Origin of the sequence: Chitinophaga sp. H8, assembly GCF_040567655.1 — a bacterium.
GTDB lineage: Bacteria > Bacteroidota > Bacteroidia > Chitinophagales > Chitinophagaceae > Chitinophaga > Chitinophaga defluvii.
Genome location: NZ_JBEXAC010000001.1, coordinates 3,123,363 through 3,138,466 on the forward strand (window position 1 = coordinate 3,123,363; position 15,104 = coordinate 3,138,466).

Genomic DNA, 15,104 nt, shown 5'->3' on the forward strand with positions numbered 1-15,104 from the left:
ATAAGCTTTTGAGAATAGAAAACCGGAAAAAGCCCTTTCGGGCAGACCAGGCTAACAATTATCAGTTTTTCCGGTGAGTAAAAATATTCAGATCATGACAGGCATCATTGAATAGAAAACCACCTGGTTCTACCTTCATATTCTAAATCAGGGACTATGCATAAATTACTACTCCTCTTTATCATGTCTGGTATCAGCAGCATATTGTATGCACAGGAATTTAAGATAGACGGACAATTACGGCCACGGCTGGAAGTACGGAATGGTTTTGGCCAACTACGTCCTTCGGCTCCGGCTGCTGACCAAACAGCTGCTTTCATCTCTGGAAGGACCCGGTTGAATTTTCTGTATAATGATGCCGGCAATAAAGTAAAGTTTGGATTGAGCCTGCAGGATATAAGAGTATGGGGAGACCATCCGCAAACTACCCTGGAAGAAAACAACAACTTTGGTATCCATGAAGGATGGGCCGCCATCCTTTTTTCTCCGGAATGGGACCTTAAATTAGGACGGCAGGAAATCAACCTGGACAATGCCCGTATTTTAGGTAATCTTGACTGGGCACAGCAAGCCCGCTCTCATGATGCGATATTACTTAATTACAGCGGGGTATTTAACTTAAAAGCCGGTTATGCATTAAGCGCAGGTAAGGAAAGCTTACGTAAGGAAATATATACAATCAGGAATTATAAGAACCTGCAGTTCCTCTGGCTCAATAAAAAAATAAGCCATATAACCATCAGCCTGCTCTTTCTTAATAACGGGATGGAATATACTAAAGACTCTTCCCAAACAGGAGCTGCGGGCCGCGCTGTTGCTTATAGCCAAACTATAGGTGCCCGTATGGAATTCCGTAAAGCGCTATTGGGATTTAACATGGAAGGATATTACCAAGGTGGAAAAGATGATGTTCACCATACCTTAAGTGCATATGATCTTATTGCTGAAGCTGTTGTCAAACCAGATAAATGGCAGGTAACCCTCGGAACAGAAATACTTTCAGGCACTGCTGCCACTACAACTGCACAAGGGGAAAATAGGTCCTTCAATCCGCTGTATGGTACCAATCACAAGTTCAATGGTTACCTCGATTTTTTTTACGTAGGCGGGCGATATAAAGATAATGCAGGTTTACATGACATTTACACCACCGCTGTTTACATGCCGGATCCATTCAGCATAGAAGCAGGCTTACATCTCTTCAATACCATGGTTAAAGTAGTGGATAAAAACGGTGATCAGCTCAACAGATATCTTGGTATGGAAGCAGACATCGTAGCGGGTTATAGACTCTCTCCCGTAGTGAATGTTCAGGGAGGCTTTTCAGTACTCTCAGGTACTGCTACCTTACAAACAGTAGCTGGAGGGGATAAAAACAAATTAAGTACCTGGGGATGGCTGGCCGTCAATATTACCCCTACCTTTCTCCATATCAAAAAATAGTTGCAGCTCAGCCCTGTTACACTTCAAAACAATAAAGGCTTTATGCGGTTTGCATAAAGCCTTTACTTTGCATATTACTGTTGTCTAAATATTTCCCATGGCAGGGTCACTAAAGCTTGCCTTGCCTGTTTCTACACGACCTGCATAACGTTTTTCAAAGTCCTTATTTCCTGCTATTCTTACACTGCAGTCGTACCAGCCGTAACTGTTACCCAACTCCAGCATAATGCTGGCCTGGCTTCCGGCCGACTTCGCTACATTCAGCACCTTCGTAACAGTACCTTTTTTATAAGCATTGTCTTTGATCTCCACGGTTACCTTCTGCTTGCTATCCAGGTTCGTCAACCTGATCTCCACATTACCGGTAAGTGTATTTTTATGTAGTTTGTGGCGACTGTATTCAAAGGAAATATCTACTGCAGGATCTTGGCTGTTTCCTTTAAACTCTCTGAAAAAGCCATTAGGTCCATATGCGCGGAGGTGATAATTCCCATCTTCAAAATCGCTTACCTTCCAGGTATCTGCCAGTGCATCTCCTGCCTTTACGGCATAGGCCCATGCCCTGGCAGCTTCATATGCAGCTTCCTTGCCGGGGTGCTGCACCATAAAATTACCCGGTGCATATACATTAAACGGCGATCCCATCGTACGTTTTCCAAATACTTCATCACGTGCTTCAAACTTCATCTCAAAGTGCTGTTTGTCGGCACTTAATTTACCATCTACATATAACTGATAAGGTAATGCACAGGATGAGCGGATACCTTTTTCCTGCTTGGACATCAAAGGTGATGCATGCGGATTGCGGTTAATTTGTGCGATTTCCTCCGCGTTGAGTATCTTATAATTTGATGGCACATCCTTGAACTTCGCCTTATGCACTGTCTGGTAAAATACCTCTTTATCCGGGAAGGGAGGCACTTCCATCTTTTCACCATTATATGGCCGGAAGATAGAGGTCAGGTCACCACATACCGTACGACGCCAGTCAGTGATATTGGATTCTTCTATTTTCTTGCCAAATTTTTTATTCAAAAAGCCTTCCAGGAATTGCAACGAAGAGGTATGATCAAACACCTCAGAGTTTACCCATCCCCCACGGCTCCAGGGCGATGCCACTACCAGGGGTACACGATATCCAAGACCAATAGGACTCTCCCGAGGTCCATCTTTTTTCATCACATATTCTGCTGCAGTATCGATACCTGCCGATACCTTACCAGTATCTGTTCTCTGCGGATGCGGTGCTACAAATGGAGGTACGTGGTCAAAATCACCATCATTTTCATCATATGCCAGGATAAAGATGGTTTTCTTCCATACTTCCGGATTTTTGGTAAGGATATCCAGCACTTCAGATACATACCATGCTCCATACCAGGGAGCTCCCGGATGATCAGAGAAATTACATGGTGCTACCAGCCAGGACACGGTAGGCAATTTCCCATTATTAACATCATGACGAAACTGGTGCAGTACATCTCCTTTAGGCACCTGCAGCTCCCGGTCCATGTAACCATCTTTATAGCTTAAGGTGGTCAGCTTGCGATAATCAGGATCATTTTTATTGGTAGTAAAGGCCTTTTCACATAAGTTCCTTTCCCGCTGCGGTAATTTTGCAAACTCTTCCGGACTGAACCGTTTGAGCCTGTCTTTTACTACCAGCAAGCTCTTCTTTTTCTGTTCCAGTTGTTTAACTGCCTCAGCTTTGGCCTTACTACCTTCTTCCATAGCCGGAATGCTTTTTTCCAATGCTGCTATTTCCGCAGGTAATTGTTCTCCCCTTTTTTGCAGGTAAGTATAGTGAGTAGGATGAAAACCTACCCGGTATTGGGTAAACCACTCAATCGGATTGTCGGTAAAGTTGGCCAGCCATGAATCTTCTTCTCCTTCCAGTCCGGTATCCAGGCTGATTTCGTTCTGATAAATCCTCCAAGATATATTATTATCTTCCAGGCGCTCCGGAAAGGTAGTCCAGCTTGCTTCTGATCCATAATCCACATCGGAGTTCCATACATTAGCTTTTACGTTACCGCTTTTTTCAGCTCGGATAGTACCAGACCAGAAATAAAGCCGGTTAGGCGTAGTACCTGTTAAAGAAGAACAGAAATTCTGATCACATACGGTAAATGCATCTGCAAAAGCATAATAAAACGGAATATCCTCCCGGGTATAATGCCCCAGTGTTAAAGGGATCTTAGCATAGTCTCTGTTGCCAGACCGCTTGGCCACCAACCACTTATCATATTTACCTTCATTTCTCGCATCTACCTGGTTTTCCCAGGAATGCGGCAATGAACTCATCCAGGTAGATTTTGACTCCTTGAAATCCATGCGGAAAGGAACAAAGGTTTCTCCCTGCTCATTGGATTGCAGCCATACCAGGTTCTTATTAGGCAACGTAATGGCGCGGGGATCATTAAATCCACGTACTCCTCTTAATGCACCATAACAATGATCAAACGAGCGGTTTTCCTGCATCAGGAATACCACATGCTCTGCATCCAGGTAAGTACTACCTACCTTAGGATCAATGGCTAATGCTTTCTGAATGGAAGCAGGCAAAGCGCTAAAGATGCCTGTAGCGCCAGATAGCAGCGCTGCTTTTTTAATAAAATCTCTTCTTGTATCCATAATCTTTTACCAGCGTGATAATTTATAAAAGTATAGTAAAATCTCTCTTTTTAATGGATTCCCGCATGGTGTAACAGAGAATTAAACGAATGTTAACGTGTACAGGTACGGGACTAATTTGCTCTTATTACTTAAATGTAACCAGTTATGACTTGAAAAATAAAAAAAGAAATGAAGAAATCAAGAAATGAATGATGAATGATAAAAAACTATCACCGTCAATTTAGAAAGGTCCCACATACACTATTCCCAGGATTCTGCGTGCCTTAAACAGATTCTACCATGAATAATCTGAGGATAAAAGACAATTCGTAAAGGATAGCCAGGATCACCAGCCAGGCGTGAAAGGTTTTATTGTTTACTTTCATCGCTACCAGGCATAATATAATATGCGCAATATTCCGGATGGGATATTCTAGCTGCTGCATTAAAAAATAATCATTCCCTTTTATCCAGGTATCAACGAAATCGGCCAGGAAACAAATTGCCAATACCCCAAAAAACCAGTTCTTCCTGGAATAATAGTATGCTTCAAATCCATCATACTCCTTTACATCATCCGGGTACAGCAGGGCACACAATGTGTAATAGATCCCGATATATATTACTATAAAGAAATAGGCCGGGAATGTCCAGTGCTTTATGGCACTTAAATGAATTTCCCACCACCAGAAATGAATCAGCAGTAAAAAGACATAGAAGCTCCATAACAGGTGTATCCAGTAGGGCTTACTTCTGCCTGGATGCTGTATAAATTTGATGGCACCATTTAATAAATGCCGGATACTCAATCCCAACATTATACCAATAACAACTTTAACGTGGCTAAATGCTTCCATCTTATTAATATTACGGTCAATAAGGGTTATCCTATAAATTTAAAAATAAATCAATAATTTATTATCTTAACGCTCATGATCCCTAAACTATCTTCCAAATGGCCTTTGGCCCTCCTGATGATTGCATTGACTGTACCTAACAGGCAATCCTATGCGCAAACAGGAAAAGCAGCAAAAGCAGTACTGGTAAAGTCAGAACTGATTATGGACAAACCACCTTTCCCGTCGTCCCATGCATCTTCCATTACTGAATTACCCAACGGGCGCCTCCTGGCTACCTGGTTTGGTGGTACAGATGAAGGAAATAAAGACGTATGTATATGGACGTCAGAAAAAAAAGATGGAAAATGGGCACCTCCTGTACAGGTAGCCGATGGTATCATTGATGCCGGGACGCGTTATCCATGCTGGAATCCGGTGTTATTAACCACTGCTACCGGTAAGGTGCTCTTGTTCTATAAAGTAGGCCCCAGACCGTCACAATGGTGGGGGGAAATGAAATATAGTACAGATAATGGCCAGTCCTGGTCCAAGGCAGAGAAACTGCCGGAAGGCATACTCGGCCCCATCAAAAATAAACCTATTCAGCTGGCCAATGGCGATATACTGCATCCCTCCAGCTGGGAAAGCGTAAAGGGTAAAATATGGAAAATTCATGTGGAGAAATCTGACAGTACCGGTCATAATTGGTCCAAAACGGAAATCGATTGCGGTGACTATGGTGTTATTCAACCAAGTATCTTAACTTATCCCGACGGCCGGCTGCAGATGATCAACAGGAGTCTGCAAAAGGTGATTGTTCAAACCTGGTCGGATGATAATGGTAAAACCTGGTCTCCTTTAACCGCGCTCCATGTAAAAAACCCCAATTCGGGTATTGATGGGGTAACGCTGAAAAACGGCCTGCAAGCCATGGTATACAATCCTACTGTAAACAGTAAAAATTCTGATGGCCGTAATGTGCTGAATGTAGCTGTTTCCAAGGATGGAGAAAACTGGACAGACGTATATGAACTGGAAAACGTACCCAAGGGAGAATTCAGTTATCCGGCTATCATACAGGGTAAAAACGGACACCTGTATATTACTTATACCTATCACCGCCGTAACGTAAAATTTGTGGAACTCCGCCTTAAATAATTATACTGATAAAAAGGAAAGAGATAGGCTGCAGGTATTATACCGGCAGTTTATCTCTTTTTCTTTTTTCTTTTCTGTTCCCGGAGGCTATTTTCATGCTGGTCAATCAGGAGTTGCCAGTTATCATTAGGGGTATCTTCCGAAAAGCTGATGGTTTCACGGTATTCATCCTTTTCAATTTTCATCTCCTGTATTTCCTTGCCCAGGAATTTTTCAATTTCTTTCAGTACCGGTTTTTCCTCGTCACTACAGAATGAAACTGCTTTTCCTTTCTGTACACCACGTCCTGTACGACCTACCCGATGCACATAGTTCTCCGGTACATCCGGTAAATCATAGTTTACTACATAATCAACATTGGGAATATCAATACCACGGGCACTCACATCAGTAGCAATCAATATTTTCACGTCGCCCTTTTTGAATTCCTTCATTACCTGCAGGCGGTCGTCCTGTTCTTTTCCACCATGCATGGTAAGTGTTTCCACCCCTACCCGCTGCATTGCGTTAAACACTCTTTCTGCCCGTACTTTGGTACGTACAAAAACCAGGATCTTACTTTCCGGGAATTCTTTAGCCATACGCTCCAGGAAGAAACGTTTGTCATCCATTTTCACATAGGCCACTGAATGGGTTACATTTTTGGACACCGGATCCTGTGGAGAGATCTGTATGCGTATGGGATTAGTTACAATGGAATAAGCCAGGTCTTTAATGTCTTTATCAATAGTAGCGGAGAAGAACAGCGTTTGATGTTTACGCGGCAGGAACTTCATCACATCCCGTATATCTTTGATAAATCCCAGTGCCAGCATATGATCCGCTTCATCCAGGATGAGTATCTCTACCCGGCTTAAATCAATATGCTGCTGGTTAATAAGGTCAAACATCCGGCCGGGTGTAGCGATAAGAACGTCTACCCCCTTTTCCAGCTTTTTGATCTGCGGGTCCTGATCTACCCCGCCGAACAAACCCAGTATTTTGAGCTTTGTATATCTGGCGATTTGTATAAATACTTCTGCTATCTGAATAGCCAGTTCCCTGGTAGGCACCATCACGAGGCATTTTACCTGCCCGGGAATTTTGGTAGTACGCTGGCGCTGCAACATATGTAGTACCGGGATAGCAAAAGCAGCTGTTTTACCGGTACCGGTTTGTGCGATAGCCAATACATCATCTCCATTTAAAATGGAAGGAATTGCCTTGTACTGAATGTCTGTAGGTTTTTTAAAACCCAGCTCTTCCAAACTCCTTTTTATCTCTTCGGAAATGCGGTACTGTTCAAATTTCATGTTCGGTCTTTGATCCTGAAGCATTATGCTTAGGGCCACAAAGGTAAAAATTTGGCCCGTAATCAGCGGAAGTATCTTTCTATGTGGGGTTTCCTGCCAGCAGGCAATCTATACCCGTTCATGCCGGGGTACAGCATATTATTTCTTCTTCTTCTTTGCCGGCTGGGCTATCAGGTTAAAAGCCAATGCCAGGTTTATCCAATACGCCAGCCGTTTCCTGGTGGTCAGCACGGATTCACTTACATATACATAGCCTTTCATCATGCGGCCTCCATGCACCATTGGGGTACATCCTTCCTCTTCCAGCACCGTTTCATTGAGCGCAGGATCCAAACGCAACATTATCCGGCCCGTATTCACCCCTACACACATTTTATCATCTACCATAAAACACAAACCACCGAACATCTTTTTCTCCTCTACCTTTCTGCCCGTATCAGCTATCAGCTCCCGGATATTGTCAGTAAGCTTTTCATCATAAGACATAAAACAGGATTTTAAATCTGAAAATAAATACTTGCCTACGCATTCAGCAGCTGCTGAAAATGATCTATAAACTGTCCTACATGATATCCGTCCATCAATCCATGATGTACATGTATGGAAACAGACATTACCTTTTTACCATGCACCTCTTTCATCTTGCCAAAAGATATTTTTGGAATACAGTCCTTAAAGGAAAAACTCCGGGCATGCGACAACGATGTAAAATCGATCCATGGCATGGAAGAATAATGAATCACATTTTCTCCGCTATTGGCAGGTATCAAACCGGTGGTAGCCTGTACCTGGTCTATTTCCAGCTGTGCAGCCGTTGCAAAGTCGGTAAACTGCGGATGGTAATCCATATAGGCAAACCCAAAAGTGCCATCCGGACGGTTAATGGTAGGTGATGCATGCACCACTTCGTATTCATAAATGATATCATCTATGATCCTGTACCGGAATGGCGCAATCGCATTTGCCGCAGCCAATGATTTGTGCAGATACCAGAGGAAAAAGGAATGCCCCTGTTCTTTGGCAGTATGATAAGCCTTGGTGCAGTCTACCGATACACAAACTCCAAAAAAAGGTTCTTCAAATTGTTTAAAAAATTCATAGTGCGCCTTTCTGGGCCAGGTAGTTATATCCAGTATCTTTTTCATGATAATAATTCCGGTAAAATATCAGTGATTGTTTGTACTTGTTTAAAACGTTCGTGTGTAATCGTTTGTACCACCTGCTCATGCTCCCAGGTAGTATGATAAGGTATGTGGATACCATATCCGCCGATTTCCAATACAGGGATGACATCAGACTTTAATGAATTGCCGACCATCAAAAAAGATTCCGGTGCAATATCCAGGTGCCTGATTAATTTGGTATAATCTGCCTGCTGTTTATCACTCATGATTTCAATATGATGGAAATAATGTGCCAGTCCGGACTTCTTAAGTTTCCGCTCCTGGTCCAGTAAATCACCTTTGGTAGCCACTACCAGGCGGTATTCTTTTTTAAGCGCCTGTAATACCGCTTCTACCCCTTCCAGCATTTCAATAGGCCGCTCCAATAATTCCTTGCCATACTCAATGGCTTTCACTATCACATCCGCGCTCATTTTCTTATCTGATACCCGCAAGGCGGTTTCAATCATGGAAAGCATAAACCCTTTGACACCATATCCATACAGTGACAGATTAGCCATTTCTGTTTTAAACAACTCCTGGGACACATTATGATGCGGTATAAAATCTTCCAGCAGGGTACAGAATTTCCGCTCTGTTTCCTGAAAAAACGGCTCATTTACCCACAGGGTATCATCAGCATCAAATGCGATTACTTTTATCCGGTCCTTATTCATGATAATTTAAACAGCTTAATTGTTGATCAACTTTGAATGGAGGGTTATGTCAAAGCTCCAAATGTAAGTCTTTTGGGATAAAATCAAATAAGGAGCGATGGTATCAGTTTAAGCCGTAAATACAAAAATATTTGCGTAACCGAATGGTTTCACATATATTTACAACCGAATGGTTACATGATCCGTTTCCCTCATGAGGAAACGGTGTACCAGCACCCAAATAATCATCATCCATCATCAAAAACTAAGTAACATGAAAAATGAACCTGTAGTATTTGAGCGCACCTTTAACGCTCCGGTAGCAAGGGTATGGAAGGCCATCACTGATAGTAATGATATGCAACAATGGTATTTTAATCTGCCGGGGTTTAAACCCGAAGTAGGATATGAATTCCAGTTTACGGCGGGAGATGATCCCAAACAATACCTTCATCTTTGCAAAGTAACGGAGGTAGTCCCAGGTAAAAAACTGACTTACAGCTGGCGGTATGATGGTTATGAAGGCAACTCCTTTGTCACCTTTGAATTATTTCCGGATGGAGATAAAACCAAACTGAAGCTCACACATGCCGGACTGGATACCTTCCCAACCAGCAATCCTGATCTGGTTAAAGGAAACTTTGTACAGGGCTGGACACAGATTCTGGATACTTCGTTAAAACCATTCCTGGAAAAAGCAGCTTAAAAACAAGGAGGGTATCCTACATTTGAGTATGACTCAACCGCCACTGCTTACCCATAATAATAAGATAAATATTCTAGCCATCTCAGGAAGTACAAGAGCGCAATCCTCCAATCTTGATCTGATAAAAGCCATTGCTGATCTGACGGCCGACCGCTTTTCCATCACCATTTTTGAAGGATTGTCTGTACTTCCTCATTTTAATCCGGATCTGGACCTGGACACAGAAAATGCACCACCGGCCGTAGTAAATTTCCGTCAGCAATTACAAGCAGCGGATGGGGTACTGATATGTACCCCCGAATATGCGGTTGGTGTGCCGGGAACCTTGAAAAATGCGCTTGACTGGACCGTTTCCAGTATGGACTTCTCTCAAAAACCAGTAGCGCTGATCACTGCCGCCACTTCTGGCATCACTGCACACAAAGCCCTGTTGGGTACCCTTTTAATCATTGAATCTAAAATAACGGACGAAATGCAACTGGTGGTATCCTCCGTTAAAACCAAAGTAAGTAAAGCGGGAAAAATAACGGATCCGGACACCCTCTTCCAGGTGAACAAACTCATCCATGCTTTCACGGATGTTATTACCGGGAATGGTGTTCCTGTGTATTTACCAGCACCTTCTGCCAGATAAGGCTTCAGGCATTCCCATACCGGGGAAATAACTTAATTTTACCCCAGTAACCCTTATCTCAATAATACCTGTATGGTCATGAATTTTTTCGTAAAAAATAAGCATGCCATCCTTTATGGCATGTCTTTGGCAATACTGCTGTTTTTACTTAAATGGCTGGAGTTGCGGCTGCTGATCATTGACCATGCCTTTGAAATTTATATTGGTGCCATCGCCCTCATTTTTACTGCATTGGGTATCTGGCTGGCATTAAAACTCACCCGTCCCAAAGTAAAAACCATCATCATTGAAAAAGAAGTATATATACAGGAGCCTCCTGTCAATTTCATGCTCAATGAAAATGAGCTTGCTAAAACAGGATTAAGCACCCGGGAACTGGAAGTATTGCAACTAATGGCGGAAGGATTGAGTAACCAGGAAATTGCCGCCCGTTTGTTTGTTTCTTTAAGCACCGTTAAAACGCATTCCTCCAATCTCTTCGAAAAAATGGACGTAAAGCGCAGGACCCAGGCAATCGACAAAGCTAAAAGACTGAGTATCATACCATAACAATAATAATACTTAAGTACAAATATCCGGTTTAGTCCCAAAATCATCCTAAAGTATGACCGGAAAAAGCGCGTTATTCATCAATTTTGAGCCTAAACGCTACCATATGAAACCGATGAAAAAAAATGTACTGACCTTCGGCCTTATCTCCGGACTTATTATTACCATCATGATGGTGGTGACTGTTGCTGCCTGTTATGGCAACCCGGATTTTGAAGGCAACAAAGTACTTGGCTATGCAGCCATGATCATAGCTTTTTCCCTCATATTTGTGGGGATCAGGAACTTCAGGGACAAATACAATAATGGGGTGATCACTTTTGGAAAGGCCTTTAAAATAGGGTTGTATATTACCCTGATTGCTTCCAGTGTTTACGTAATTGTATGGCTGATAGACTACTATCTCTTTGTGCCCGATTTCATGGACCGGTATACAGCGCAGGTGCTCAAAGCCGCCCAAAAAGATGGCGCTACGGCTGCTGAGCTGACAGCGAAGGCTAAAGAAATGGCCAATTTTAAGGAGCTGTATAAAAATCCGCTGATGGTGATACTGATTACCTATGCGGAGATTTTTCCAATAGGTATCCTCATTACAGTGATCAGTGCCCTGATATTAAAAAAGAAGCAACCCGGTCATTTGCAGCCTGCTAATTAATAGTTTCCTGAGAAGGGGCTGAAAATGGCAGTGCTATATGCCATTTTCACCCCTTTTTATATTGTCTTGTCCCGCTCTCCAAATATCAGATAGTCCATGGAGAACTTTCCCGGCCCCAGTACCAGCAATACAAGCGCGATAGACAGATACACCATAGGGAGTTCAAAAGAAGATCCTCCTGCTAAGTTTACAAAAGCATCTCCAAATACAATCAGGTGAAAATAAAGGGCTACCATCATTGTACAGGCAATGCCCAGGGATGCTGCCGGTGTAACTATCCCCAGCACCCAGGCAATACCTCCTAAAAATTCGGCAACAGCAGCGAGGAACTGGAAAACACCCGGTATCTCTACTGGTCCGCCCGGGGGTACCCAGGAAGCTGGTTGCTGAATCTTTTGCCAGCCATGAAAAACGAAAGCTGCACCTGCTACTATACGTAACACCAACAGTACAATAGCAACGGTATTGGACGTGCCTGGTTTCCGGAACCAGTTCTGATCAATTATTGAGGCCATTTTAACTGGATTTAAGTAAAGATTTATTTGCTTATACACAGCAGTGTATAGTATAGCAACACATTCCCTGAATCAAATGTTTGCATTTTTAATATTCTCAGCACATATGAAACATTTGTATCTTTATAGTACATCTGTTTATTTCAGTAACCATACAGGGAGGCATTATGATTTACCAGCAAATACCACCGCCTGCATCACTTAAGGATTATATCCGGTATTACTGGGTATTGGAAAGCCATGCTGCCGACCCGGCAGCTACTTCTTTCCGGACGATGGCGGATGGATGTCCTGGTCTTATTTTCCAGCACCCGGATGAAGGGGTATTATATCAGAATAGCAAGCAGCTCCCGGGAATTTTTTTATATGGGCAGGCCACCAGGCACGCAGAAATACGTATTGCCGGAAAATTTAGTACCATAGGGATTTATTTTTATCCCAACGCACTTAAATCTATCTTCGGATTTAATGCGGAAATCCTCACCAATACCTGTCTCAACCTCGATGAAATGGCCTTAAAACAAGGCTATTACCTGGCAGAACAACTTGCCGGCACCACTGCTCCCGCAGACCGGATCGGCATTATTTCCGCTTACCTGCTTTTTCTGATCAGAAAAAACAGCCATCGTACTGATGAGGCCATGCAATATGCCTTATTCAGCATACTTCAAACAAAAGGCAGCATTCCTCTGAAAGAACTGCACGAAAAATTACAACTCTCCGAAAGGAGTTTCGAGCGTAAGTTTAAACAATACATAGGCATTTCTCCTAAATTATTCTCCAGGATCTCCCGATTCCAGGCATCCCTGGACCAACTGAGAAACAATACCTATGATAAACTCTCAGATATTGCTTTTGGCAATGATTATGCAGATCAATCCCATTTTATACGTTCATTCAAGGAATTTGCGGGCTGCTCCCCTTTTCAATACCAGAAAACATCCATTGAAGTAATGGAAAACTTCTCCCAGCTTACTCAATAGCCCGGCTGTCGGTTTTATTCTATTTTAACCCGTATGACGCCACTAATTTTGAGTCATAAAACAAATGACCCATGAAAGTAATTATTTTTGGCGCCTCCGGAGGTACCGGCACCCAACTGGTAGAACAAGCCCTGGCACAGGGACATACTGTAAAAGCTTTTGTACGCAACCCTGCAAAATTTCAACTCAGGCACCCGCAACTGTCCGTTTTTCAGGGAGATATATTAGACCCCGTTGCGGTGGAACATGCTGTGAAAGATCAGGAAGCAGTACTATCTGCTATCGGTTCACCAGCGAATAAAATAGGTAAAATACGGTCGCAAGGCACACAAAATATCATCCTCGCCATGCAAAAAACAGGTGTCAGGCGTTTGGTGTGTCAAACATCCCTGGGTTATGGCGATAGCCGCAAGGTGCTGGACAGTACTCCCTTTTATTTTAAATACCTGATTGTCCCCTTTATCTTAAAAAAAGGATTTGCAGACCATGCCCTACAGGAAGAACATATCAAACGGAGCCAGCTGGACTGGGTAATTGTACGCCCCGGCAACCTGACAGATGGGGTACGTACCGGTACTTATCAGCATGGGTTTTCACCGGCAGCCCCTCACCTTAAGGTAAAAATTTCCCGCGCCGATGTAGCTGAATTTATGCTGAAACAATTAACAACGGATACCTACCTCCGTAAAACACCTGGGCTATCTTACTAACGCCTGTATGAAAAGATAGCCGTTTAAGTGATCTTAAAAGATATAAATATCTATATTTGCGCCCCGGATTACTATTAATTGGCACAATTTTTAGTATCTCTAAAACCCATATCTTAAATATTAAACCTAAAACGGAAACATGAAAATGATGAAAAAAGCATTGCTTTTATCCATTGGCGTTAGTATGACAGTGCTCTCCGCATGCAGTAAAAAAGACAATAACCCACAACCAGGCCAGGGTGCCTGCTTAGCAGATCAGATTACCATGACGCAAACGAAAGTGGAAGATTATCCAAGTAGCAATACGGTTTTTGTAACATTTGATATCAAAAACACTTCCACTACAAATTATGATATCACAGAGGGTGCAAAAATGATTATGGTAAAAGCAACTGTCACTACTACTGACAATACAAACTACGAAGAAACCTCACCATTACCGGTATCCGCCAATCTATCTGCCGGAGCTACTGCATCAGGAATGATAAAGATTGAATATGGTGCTGGAAAAAAGTTTAAAAGCTATAAGATAGAGAAGTCTTGTAAAAACTTATAATAAGAAAATTCAGTAAAAAAGTGCAAGCGTCTTATCTACAGATAAGGCGCTTCTCTTTTCTGATCATCACTATATCTCTTTCACCAAGTACACCGCAGGTACCGGCACTCCATTAAAATCAACGGCTTCTCTTCCTTTTACAAAGCCCTGCGTTTCCAGAAATGTAGTTAAAGGATGATCACGTTGAGTAACCAGCCACATTGCCTCAAACCCTTTGTAGGTAGCCATACACTTTTCAATTAATGATTGCCTGGCCACTGTATCAGCGTATGCATGTAATATTTCAAAATCTACCAGATGTACTACTTTTTTTCCTGCATACCCTTCCTGTACAGGTCCTCTGGAAGTTAAAAAAGCATATCCCGCAGGCACCCCATCCACATATGTGATCAACCACTGATTAGCGAAATTATTGATTTGATCCACCAATGTTTTAGGCGTATATCTGTTGGAGAGATATTGCGTTAAAGCTGCCGGTGTAAGGGTCTTTGAAAACCTTTCCTCCGCACTGGTAGTTATCAGGTGTAACAACTGGCTCACCGTTTCATCAGAGGCTACCCTGAATTTTGTTATGATCTCTGCTCCCATTTTAATCCTTCTTTTAAATTGAATGATAAAATTAGGCAGAT

Annotated in this window: 17 protein-coding genes; 9 read left to right on the forward strand and 8 right to left on the reverse strand. The window is 42.6% G+C overall.

Annotated features, from left to right (window positions below):
* The first annotated feature begins 156 nt into the window (after positions 1–156).
* A complete protein-coding gene (locus tag ABR189_RS11815) occupies positions 157–1,443 on the forward strand; it encodes an alginate export family protein (protein WP_354660699.1) in 1,287 nt (428 codons plus the stop codon).
* An 84-nt stretch (positions 1,444–1,527) separates the two neighbouring features.
* Here ABR189_RS11815 and ABR189_RS11820 read toward each other — a convergent pair whose 3' ends face one another.
* Positions 1,528–4,077 (reverse strand): phosphocholine-specific phospholipase C, encoded by a 2,550-nt coding sequence (locus ABR189_RS11820; RefSeq protein ID WP_354660700.1) that lies wholly within the window; start codon positions 4,075–4,077, stop codon positions 1,528–1,530.
* A 266-nt stretch (positions 4,078–4,343) separates the two neighbouring features.
* On the reverse strand, positions 4,344–4,916 hold the full coding sequence (locus ABR189_RS11825) for a hypothetical protein (RefSeq protein WP_354660701.1): 573 nt from the start codon (positions 4,914–4,916) through the stop codon (positions 4,344–4,346).
* Positions 4,917–4,991: 75 nt separating this feature from the next.
* Here ABR189_RS11825 and ABR189_RS11830 point away from each other — a divergent pair, with 75 nt between their 5' ends.
* Positions 4,992–6,056 carry a sialidase family protein gene (locus ABR189_RS11830; RefSeq protein WP_354660702.1) on the forward strand — a complete coding sequence of 355 codons (1,065 nt, stop codon included), beginning with the start codon at positions 4,992–4,994 and terminating at the stop codon, positions 6,054–6,056.
* A 50-nt stretch (positions 6,057–6,106) separates the two neighbouring features.
* Here ABR189_RS11830 and ABR189_RS11835 read toward each other — a convergent pair whose 3' ends face one another.
* The 4 genes from ABR189_RS11835 to ABR189_RS11850 all read right to left on the reverse strand — a co-directional run bounded on the left by ABR189_RS11835 (position 6,107) and on the right by ABR189_RS11850 (position 9,188).
* A complete protein-coding gene (locus ABR189_RS11835; protein ID WP_354660703.1) occupies positions 6,107–7,348 on the reverse strand; it encodes a DEAD/DEAH box helicase in 1,242 nt (413 codons plus the stop codon).
* 138 nt (positions 7,349–7,486) lie between these two features.
* Entirely contained in the window at positions 7,487–7,834 is a 348-nt protein-coding gene (locus tag ABR189_RS11840) for a TfoX/Sxy family protein (RefSeq protein ID WP_354660704.1), read from the reverse strand.
* Between the two features lie 35 nt (positions 7,835–7,869).
* Positions 7,870–8,493 carry a CatA-like O-acetyltransferase gene (locus tag ABR189_RS11845; RefSeq protein ID WP_354660705.1) on the reverse strand — a complete coding sequence of 208 codons (624 nt, stop codon included), beginning with the start codon at positions 8,491–8,493 and terminating at the stop codon, positions 7,870–7,872.
* Positions 8,490–9,188, reverse strand: a complete 699-nt coding sequence (locus ABR189_RS11850) for an HAD family hydrolase (RefSeq protein ID WP_354660706.1) — start codon at positions 9,186–9,188, stop codon at positions 8,490–8,492. Before ABR189_RS11850 ends, ABR189_RS11845 begins: the two co-directional genes overlap by 4 nt.
* Before the next feature lie 253 nt (positions 9,189–9,441).
* Between ABR189_RS11850 and ABR189_RS11855 the strand changes: the two genes are divergently transcribed.
* The 4 genes from ABR189_RS11855 (at position 9,442) to ABR189_RS11870 (ending at position 11,711) form a co-directional block, all read left to right on the forward strand.
* Positions 9,442–9,873 carry an SRPBCC family protein gene (locus ABR189_RS11855; protein WP_354660707.1) on the forward strand — a complete coding sequence of 144 codons (432 nt, stop codon included), beginning with the start codon at positions 9,442–9,444 and terminating at the stop codon, positions 9,871–9,873.
* A gap of 28 nt (positions 9,874–9,901) precedes the next feature.
* On the forward strand, positions 9,902–10,507 hold the full coding sequence (locus ABR189_RS11860) for an NADPH-dependent FMN reductase (protein ID WP_354660708.1): 606 nt from the start codon (positions 9,902–9,904) through the stop codon (positions 10,505–10,507).
* A 78-nt stretch (positions 10,508–10,585) separates the two neighbouring features.
* Positions 10,586–11,056: a response regulator transcription factor gene (locus tag ABR189_RS11865; protein ID WP_354660709.1), complete on the forward strand. Its 471-nt coding sequence runs from the start codon at positions 10,586–10,588 to the stop codon at positions 11,054–11,056.
* Between the two features lie 106 nt (positions 11,057–11,162).
* On the forward strand, positions 11,163–11,711 hold the full coding sequence (locus ABR189_RS11870) for a DUF4199 domain-containing protein (protein ID WP_354660710.1): 549 nt from the start codon (positions 11,163–11,165) through the stop codon (positions 11,709–11,711).
* Between the two features lie 56 nt (positions 11,712–11,767).
* On the opposite strand, the gene ABR189_RS11875 is transcribed toward ABR189_RS11870, so the two are convergent.
* The gene (locus ABR189_RS11875; RefSeq protein WP_354660711.1) at positions 11,768–12,226 is read right to left on the reverse strand and encodes a DoxX family protein; all 459 of its coding nucleotides are present in this window, start codon (positions 12,224–12,226) and stop codon (positions 11,768–11,770) included.
* A 167-nt stretch (positions 12,227–12,393) separates the two neighbouring features.
* On the opposite strand from ABR189_RS11875, the gene ABR189_RS11880 reads away from it, so the two are divergent.
* The 3 genes from ABR189_RS11880 (at position 12,394) to ABR189_RS11890 (ending at position 14,475) form a co-directional block, all read left to right on the forward strand.
* Positions 12,394–13,209 (forward strand): DUF6597 domain-containing transcriptional factor, encoded by an 816-nt coding sequence (locus ABR189_RS11880; RefSeq protein WP_354660712.1) that lies wholly within the window; start codon positions 12,394–12,396, stop codon positions 13,207–13,209.
* Positions 13,210–13,280: 71 nt separating this feature from the next.
* Positions 13,281–13,919, forward strand: a complete 639-nt coding sequence (locus ABR189_RS11885) for an NAD(P)-dependent oxidoreductase (RefSeq protein ID WP_354660713.1) — start codon at positions 13,281–13,283, stop codon at positions 13,917–13,919.
* A gap of 139 nt (positions 13,920–14,058) precedes the next feature.
* A complete protein-coding gene (locus tag ABR189_RS11890; protein ID WP_354660714.1) occupies positions 14,059–14,475 on the forward strand; it encodes a hypothetical protein in 417 nt (138 codons plus the stop codon).
* A 69-nt stretch (positions 14,476–14,544) separates the two neighbouring features.
* Here the strand turns inward: ABR189_RS11890 and ABR189_RS11895 are convergent, their stop codons facing one another.
* On the reverse strand, positions 14,545–15,063 hold the full coding sequence (locus tag ABR189_RS11895) for a hypothetical protein (RefSeq protein ID WP_354660715.1): 519 nt from the start codon (positions 15,061–15,063) through the stop codon (positions 14,545–14,547).
* Between the last annotated feature and the right edge of the window lie 41 nt (positions 15,064–15,104).

Excerpts from the sequence above, each read along its gene's own strand:
- ABR189_RS11815 (WP_354660699.1), top strand. The coding sequence starts at position 157 with ATGCATAAATTACTACTCCTCTTTATCATGTCTGGTATCAGCAGCATA.
- ABR189_RS11820 (WP_354660700.1), bottom strand. The coding sequence starts at position 4,077 with ATGGATACAAGAAGAGATTTTATTAAAAAAGCAGCGCTGCTATCTGGC.
- ABR189_RS11825 (WP_354660701.1), bottom strand. The coding sequence starts at position 4,916 with ATGGAAGCATTTAGCCACGTTAAAGTTGTTATTGGTATAATGTTGGGA.
- ABR189_RS11830 (WP_354660702.1), top strand. The coding sequence starts at position 4,992 with ATGATCCCTAAACTATCTTCCAAATGGCCTTTGGCCCTCCTGATGATT.
- ABR189_RS11835 (WP_354660703.1), bottom strand. The coding sequence starts at position 7,348 with ATGAAATTTGAACAGTACCGCATTTCCGAAGAGATAAAAAGGAGTTTG.
- ABR189_RS11840 (WP_354660704.1), bottom strand. The coding sequence starts at position 7,834 with ATGTCTTATGATGAAAAGCTTACTGACAATATCCGGGAGCTGATAGCT.
- ABR189_RS11845 (WP_354660705.1), bottom strand. The coding sequence starts at position 8,493 with ATGAAAAAGATACTGGATATAACTACCTGGCCCAGAAAGGCGCACTAT.
- ABR189_RS11850 (WP_354660706.1), bottom strand. The coding sequence starts at position 9,188 with ATGAATAAGGACCGGATAAAAGTAATCGCATTTGATGCTGATGATACC.
- ABR189_RS11855 (WP_354660707.1), top strand. The coding sequence starts at position 9,442 with ATGAAAAATGAACCTGTAGTATTTGAGCGCACCTTTAACGCTCCGGTA.
- ABR189_RS11860 (WP_354660708.1), top strand. The coding sequence starts at position 9,902 with ATGACTCAACCGCCACTGCTTACCCATAATAATAAGATAAATATTCTA.
- ABR189_RS11865 (WP_354660709.1), top strand. The coding sequence starts at position 10,586 with ATGAATTTTTTCGTAAAAAATAAGCATGCCATCCTTTATGGCATGTCT.
- ABR189_RS11870 (WP_354660710.1), top strand. The coding sequence starts at position 11,163 with ATGAAACCGATGAAAAAAAATGTACTGACCTTCGGCCTTATCTCCGGA.
- ABR189_RS11875 (WP_354660711.1), bottom strand. The coding sequence starts at position 12,226 with ATGGCCTCAATAATTGATCAGAACTGGTTCCGGAAACCAGGCACGTCC.
- ABR189_RS11880 (WP_354660712.1), top strand. The coding sequence starts at position 12,394 with ATGATTTACCAGCAAATACCACCGCCTGCATCACTTAAGGATTATATC.
- ABR189_RS11885 (WP_354660713.1), top strand. The coding sequence starts at position 13,281 with ATGAAAGTAATTATTTTTGGCGCCTCCGGAGGTACCGGCACCCAACTG.
- ABR189_RS11890 (WP_354660714.1), top strand. The coding sequence starts at position 14,059 with ATGAAAATGATGAAAAAAGCATTGCTTTTATCCATTGGCGTTAGTATG.
- ABR189_RS11895 (WP_354660715.1), bottom strand. The coding sequence starts at position 15,063 with ATGGGAGCAGAGATCATAACAAAATTCAGGGTAGCCTCTGATGAAACG.